Origin of the sequence: Massilia sp. CFBP9026, from assembly GCF_034045165.1 — a bacterium.
Lineage (GTDB): Bacteria > Pseudomonadota > Gammaproteobacteria > Burkholderiales > Burkholderiaceae_D > Telluria > Telluria arenae.
Genome location: NZ_JAXCWH010000015.1, coordinates 106,286 through 112,759 on the forward strand (window position 1 = coordinate 106,286; position 6,474 = coordinate 112,759).

Sequence of the window (6,474 nt, forward strand, 5' to 3'; positions counted from 1 at the left end):
CGCTGAGGTGAAGCGCTGATCCGAACGTCGACCTAGGCGGCGCTGGCCGCCGCCAGGATTTTTTCCAGCTCGCCCATGTCGACCGGCTTCACCAGGTGATGGTCGAAGCCGGCAAGGCGGCTGGCCTCGCGGTCCTGGGCCTGGCCATAGCCGGTGACCGCCACCAGTAGCGCCCCGGCGGTGGCCGGCTGCGCGCGCAGGCGGCGCGCCAGTTCGTGGCCGTCCATGCCGGGCAGGCCGATGTCGAGCAGGCAGGCATCGGGCACGAAGGCCTCGGCGCGCGTCAGCGCCGCGAACGGGTCGTGCTCGACCGCGACTTCGTGGCCGGCGGCGCCGACGTACATCGCCAGCACCTGGGCCGCGTCGACGTTGTCGTCCACCACCATCACCTTCAGTGCGCGCGCCGATCCCGCCTCCGCCGCGTCAAAGCCGGCGCCGGGTGCGCCCACGCTGCGCTCGGCGCAGCGCGGCAAGGTCACCGTGAAGGTGCTGCCCTGGCCCTGGCCGGGGCTCTCCACCGCCACGCTGCCACCGTGCAGTAGCACCAGGCTGCGCACCAGCGCCAGCCCGATGCCCAGGCCGCCCTGGGTGCGGTCTGGCGTGCGCTCACCCTGCACGAACATCTCGAAGGCACGTTCCAGTTCGTGCGGCAGCATGCCGATGCCGTTGTCGGCCACCACGATGCGCAAGGTTTTCTCGTCGAGTTCGAGCGCCACCTTCACCTCGCCGGACGCTGGGGTGAACTTGACCGCGTTGTGCAGCAGGTTGCCGACTACCTGCACCAGGCGCTTGCGGTCGCCCATCACCCAGGCCGGCGCCGGCAGCAGTCCGGTCTGCAGATGGTGGCGCTTCTGGCGCAGCGGTTCGCCCACCTGTTCCAGCGCTTCCAGCACCACTTCGTTGATGTCGATGCGGTCCTTGGACAGCGCCACCAGGCCGCGCGTCACGCGCGACACGTCCAGCAGGTCGTCGACCAGGCCGGCCATGTGGCGCGCCTGGCGCGCGATGATGGCGCTGATCTGGCGCGTGCGCGCCGGATCGAGATTATCCTGGCCCAGCAACTGGGCGCCAGAGGCGATCGGCGCCAGCGGGTTTCTGAGCTCGTGCGCCAGCATGGCCAGGAATTCGTTCTTGCGGCGGTCGGCTTCGCGCAAGCCTTCCTCGGCGTTGACGCGGTCGGTGACGTCCTGGATGGTGCCGCGCACCGCCGTCACCCGGCCCTCGTCGTCATGCACCGCTTCGCAGTGCATGTCGATCCAGATGCGGTGGCCTTCGCCGTGCAGCACCTGCAGCTGCAGGCGGCCGTTGCCGCCGTCGCGCGCCAGTTCGCGTAGCAGGGCGTCGACCTTGTCCCACGATTCCTCTGGCAGCAGGGTGCCGCGCTGCTGGGCGTAGGGTGACAGCTCGCGCCCATAGATATAGGGCACCGATTCGGAGGTCTCGACCGCGCCGGTGGCCAGCGTCAGGTGCCAGGTGCCGAAGCGCGCCATGCGGTGGGCGTCGCGCAGCTCGGCTTCCTTGACCGCCAGCGCCTGGGCGCGCTCGCCCAGCAGGCGCGATGCGGCGCCGATCGCCTCGGCCACCTCGGCGGTCTCCCTGACGTAGGTCTGGGTGAAGCGCGGGGGATCCTCGCCCTTGCCCAGCGCCACCGCCGGCGCCGTCAGGCCCTGGACCGAACTGGCCAGCCGGCCGCCGATCTGCCAGGCCAGCCACAGGCCGATCGCGAACAGCAGGGTGACGCCGATGAGCAGCACCGCCAGCGGCTCGAACAGGGTCTGGTTCAGGTTCGCGCGCGGCACGCCGATCGCCACGTGCCAGCCGGTGGTGCGCGAGCGCGAATAGAAGGTCAGCAGGGTCGTGCCTTCCTGCGACACCGAGGGCACGATGCCCTCGCGCGCGCGCAGCAGGGCGCGGTACAGCGGATCGGTGACGCGCTTGCCGACGAACAGTTCGGGGCTGATGTTGCGCGCGAAGATGATGCCGGCGGCGTCGACCACCGAGGCGCGCGCGCCGTCCGCCACCGACTTCGGCGTGAGCATGTCGTCGAAGTAGCCGGGCCGCACGCCGACGCTCAGCACGTAGGCGACGCGGCCATCGACCATCACCGGGACGTCGAGGCTGACCGTGGGGCGCTTGAGCACTGCGCTGGTGAACACGTTCGACACCGAGGGTTTGCCGCTGGCGAATACGGATTCCAGCTGCTCGGTGGGCTCGATCGGGAGGTTGGCGCCATAGGGGCGGCTGGTATTGAAGATCTGCTGTCCGCCGCGGTCGCGCAGGACGGCGCTCATGTCCGGGCCGGCCAGTTGCAGGGCCTGGCGCGCCTGGCGGTGGGCGCGCTCGAAATCGGCGTTTTGCAGCGCATCGAAGGTGGACAGGGTCTGGGCGATCGCCTGCGCCTGCAGCAGCTTGCTGTCGACCGTGTGCACCAGCGCGCGCACGGTCTGCATGGTGTTGCGTTCGTACTGGGCGCGGCTCTTGCGGTATTGGTCGATGAACAATAGCGACGCGCCGACCACGCCCGGCAACAGGGTCGCGAGGACGAGCCAGAGCAGGTAGGCCCGCAGCGGCCTGCGGGTCATGGTGGAGGAGGCGCCAGTCACATTGCTTTCCAGAACGTTTGAACCGGCGATTCTACGCGCAATCGTGCCGATGCACACCCGGCTGCGCGGTAGCGTGTGGCGGGCGCCACGGCAGGTGTAGACGGATTCGTGGCGCCCCCCGCGAATCAGGGGCGGCTGCGGGTAAACAGCGTCTTGTAATAGATCGCCGTTGCATGCCAGCGCCCGTTCGGGGTGCAGGCGTATTCGGGCAGTTCGCCAACCCGCTGGTAGCCGCTCTTGCGGTACAGCTGCTCGGCCTCGGAACCGGCCGCCGTGTCGAGGAACAGCAGGCCGCGGCGCAGCGCCAGCGCCTCGATCTCGAGCGCCTGCATCAGGGCGGTGCCGATGCCCTGGCGGCGCTCGGTGCAGTGCACCAGCAGCTTCTGCACCTCGGCGCGGTTGTTCCCGTTCGGTTTCAGGCACAGGTCGAGCTGGGCGCTGCCGACCAGCTGGCCATCGCGCTCGGCGGCCAGCAGCACGCGCCGCCCGGCGCCGACCTCGTCCGCCACGCCCTGCCAGTAGGCGTCCAGCTGGTCCTGGTCCAGCCCGTTGATAAAGCCCAGCGAATGGCCATCGGCGACGGCGTCGAGCAACAGCGTGGCCAGTTGCGGCCGGCGTTCGGCGATGGCGCGCGGGTCGAGTCGGCGGATGATCATGAGGGGCTCCTGTGGGTGGATAGGGCGCCGGTTGAAGGCGTGACGATGTGATATTTCCCAAGCACAATGTATGCCAGCTTTTGGGTTGGCGATTCGTGTGAACGGGTCAAATCCGTTGCAGCGACACCATAGTTAAATCAAGAAGTCGACGAAATTTTACAGTTGTTAACACTTGTCCATCGACAGCCAAAAACGAAACCGGTAACGTTTTTCCTTTGGGAAATTCAGTAAAACCAGCCAACCGGATCATGGACGATATGGAAACGAGCAACGACAACGAAGTGCTGTCTTTCCGCCTCGGAAAGGAAGAATACGCGATCAGCATCCTGAAGGTGCAGGAGATCCGCGGCTACGAAGCCCCAACCCGCCTGGCCAGCGCGCCCGACTACCTGAAGGGCATCATCAACCTGCGCGGCGCCATCGTTCCGATCGTCGACATGCGCCTGAAGTTCGGCATCGGCGAGGCGGTCTATGACGCTTTCACCGTCGTGATCATCCTGAACATCGAACATCACGTGATCGGCATGGTGGTCGACAGCGTCTCGGACGTGGTGACCCTGACCCCGGACCAGGTCCGGCCCGCCCCCGAGATGCAGGCCACGCTGGACGGCAACTGCCTGCTCGGCCTGGGCACCGTGGACGAGCGGATGCTGATCCTGCTCGATATCGACAAACTGATGCAGTCCGACGAGCTCGGACTGGTGGCGGCGCTGCCGCGCGCGGCGTGAGGAGAATACAAGAATGAAACTGGCAAACCTGAACATCGGCAAGCGCCTGGCGCTGGGCTATGGACTGATCTGCGCCATGCTGGTGGTGATGATCGTGATGAGCAATGCGATGCTGGGCCGGATCAATGCCGGCACCGACGAGATCGTCCACGGCCGCATGCCGCGCATTGCGATGACCAACCAGATGCAGGCCGAGATCAACGATATCGCGATCGCGCTGCGCAATATGCTGCTGACCGACGATGCCGCCGACCACGAGCGCCAGGTGCGCGACATCATGGCTTCGCGGGCCGCGATGGACGACATCCTGGCCAGGCTGAAGGACGCGCTGCACAACCCGGATGCGCTGGCGCTGCTCGACCAGATGCGCAAGGAGACTGCCCACTACAAGACGGGCCAGGACGCCATCATCAAGCACGTCGCCGCCGGCGAGGTGGAAGCGGCGCGCACGCTGCTGGGCGAAGAGCTGCGTCCGCTGCTGGTGCGGCTGAAGAAGGCGACCAGGGAGCAGACCGCCCTGCAGAACGAGATCGCCGACGCCGCGGCGCGCGATGCCGAAGCCACCTACCGCACTACCAGCGCGATGATGTGGGGCTTCGGCGCCGCGGCGCTGGCCCTGGCGGCCCTGGTGGCCTGGTGGATCACGCGCTCGATCACGCGCCCGCTCGGACGTGCGCTGGACGTGGCCAATACTGTCGCCGCCGGCGACCTCACCAGCCGCATCGAAGTCACCAGCCGCGACGAGACCGGCCAGCTGCTGCAGGCCCTCAAGACGATGAACGAGAGCCTGGCGCGCACCGTCGGCACTGTGCGCGTGGGTACCGACACCATCGCGGTGGCGGCCGGCCAGGTGGCCGTGGGCAGCCAGGACCTGTCGAGCCGTACCGAGCAGCAGGCCTCGGCGCTGGAAGAAGCGGCATCCTCGATGGAAGAGCTGACTTCGACCGTGCGCCAGAACGCCGACAATGCGCGCCAGGCCAACGTACTGGCCGACGCCGCATCGAACGTGGCGGCGCGCGGCGGCGCCGTGATCGCGCAGGTGGTGGGCACCATGGACGCGATCAATGCCTCTTCGAGCAAGATCACCGACATCATCGGCGTTATCGACGGCATCGCCTTCCAGACCAATATCCTGGCGCTGAATGCGGCGGTGGAAGCGGCGCGCGCCGGCGAGCAGGGCAGGGGCTTTGCGGTGGTGGCGAGCGAGGTGCGCAACCTGGCCCAGCGCTCGGCGGCCGCCGCCAAGGAAATCAAGGGCCTGATCGGCGACTCGAGCGGCAAGGTGGCCGACGGCAGCCGTCTGGTGGCCGAAGCCGGCGCCACGATGGTGGAGATCGTCGACAGCGTGCGCCGCGTGACCGACATCATGGGCGAGATCAGTTCGGCCAGCCTGGAGCAAACCGAGGGCATCGAGCAGATCAACGTGGCGGTGGCGCAGATGGACGAGGGCACGCAGCAGAACGCGGCCCTGGTCGAGGAAGCGGCGGCGGCGGCGGCCGCGCTGCGCGAGCAGTCGACCAGGCTGGCGCAGGCGGTGTCGGTGTTCCGGATCGACGGCGAGCAGATGCTGGCGGCGTCGACCGCTTCGGTGGACGTGGCGCCGGAGCGGATGGCGCTACCGGTGCGGCCAGTGCTGGCCGTGAACAAGGCGACCGTGCGACCGGCTGCGGCGAAATCGAAGATGACGGCGAACGCAGGGGAGTGGGAGGAGTTCTGAATTCCCCGGGGCGTTCACGACGAGGCAGGCTGCGGCCTGCCTTTTTTTCGAGGCGCTGTCATCGTTAAATATGGATGAGCATTGAACTGCTGAGCTGACCCGCGGTCCAATCCTGGTCGCCATCGCTCGGAGCGCGCCATGAAAGCGCCGAAGTTTGAGGAGTTATTCGCCCAGCTAGCGTTGCTGAACCAGCCGCAGCGTCAGCAGGTGCTCGCCGCGCTGCATCCGGCAGCCGGGCTCGACCGGGTGGTCGCCCTTATCGACGAGATCCGGTCAAAGGGACGCTGCTGCCCGGATTGCGGTTGCGAGCATTGCCACCGCCATGGCCAGGCCAATGACTTGCAACGCTATCGCTGTTGCGCGTGCGGCCGCACTTTCAATGACCTGACCGGCACGCCGCTGGCGCGGCTCAGGCACAAGGGCAAGTGGCTCGAGTATCTGGAAACGGTGCTCGATTCGCGCACGGTCCGCTCTGCGGCCAAGCGGGTCGGCGTGCACCACAACACGACGTTTCGCTGGCGCCATCGCTTTCTCGACCGGGTCAAGGACGACCGTCCCGAGCGCCTGATCGGTATCGTCGAAGCCGACGAGACATTCCTGCTCGAATCGCAGAAGGGTTCGCGCAAGCTCGATCGCCCTCCGCGCAAGCGCGGTGGCAGAGCTGCCCTGCGTGGCATTTCGCATCACCTCGACTGCATCCTGGTGGCGCGCGACCGCAGCGGGCAGACCATCGATGCCATCACCGGCCGCGGCGCCTTGAAGGTGACCCA

Annotated in this window: 5 protein-coding genes; 3 read left to right on the forward strand and 2 right to left on the reverse strand. The window is 67.5% G+C overall.

The genetic code is table 11. From position 1 onward, the window contains the following. Positions 1-32 precede the first annotated feature (32 nt). Both SOM28_RS25445 and SOM28_RS25450 read right to left on the reverse strand, forming a co-directional pair. Positions 33-2,603 (reverse strand): hybrid sensor histidine kinase/response regulator, encoded by a 2,571-nt coding sequence (locus SOM28_RS25445; RefSeq protein WP_320469873.1) that lies wholly within the window; start codon positions 2,601-2,603, stop codon positions 33-35. A 125-nt stretch (positions 2,604-2,728) separates the two neighbouring features. Next, positions 2,729-3,259: a GNAT family N-acetyltransferase gene (locus SOM28_RS25450; protein WP_320469874.1), complete on the reverse strand. Its 531-nt coding sequence runs from the start codon at positions 3,257-3,259 to the stop codon at positions 2,729-2,731. 257 nt (positions 3,260-3,516) lie between these two features. On the opposite strand from SOM28_RS25450, the gene SOM28_RS25455 reads away from it, so the two are divergent. The 3 genes from SOM28_RS25455 to SOM28_RS25465 all read left to right on the forward strand — a co-directional run. Next, positions 3,517-3,987, forward strand: a complete 471-nt coding sequence (locus tag SOM28_RS25455) for a chemotaxis protein CheW (RefSeq protein WP_183407589.1) — start codon at positions 3,517-3,519, stop codon at positions 3,985-3,987. Positions 3,988-4,000: 13 nt separating this feature from the next. Then, positions 4,001-5,704, forward strand: a complete 1,704-nt coding sequence (locus SOM28_RS25460; protein ID WP_320469875.1) for a methyl-accepting chemotaxis protein — start codon at positions 4,001-4,003, stop codon at positions 5,702-5,704. A gap of 138 nt (positions 5,705-5,842) precedes the next feature. Further along, a partial coding sequence (locus SOM28_RS25465; protein ID WP_320469876.1) for an IS1595 family transposase occupies positions 5,843-6,474 on the forward strand: 632 nt, incomplete at its 3' end.

Excerpts from the sequence above, each read along its gene's own strand:
- SOM28_RS25460 (WP_320469875.1), top strand. The coding sequence starts at position 4,001 with ATGAAACTGGCAAACCTGAACATCGGCAAGCGCCTGGCGCTGGGCTAT.
- SOM28_RS25455 (WP_183407589.1), top strand. The coding sequence starts at position 3,517 with ATGGAAACGAGCAACGACAACGAAGTGCTGTCTTTCCGCCTCGGAAAG.
- SOM28_RS25450 (WP_320469874.1), bottom strand. The coding sequence starts at position 3,259 with ATGATCATCCGCCGACTCGACCCGCGCGCCATCGCCGAACGCCGGCCG.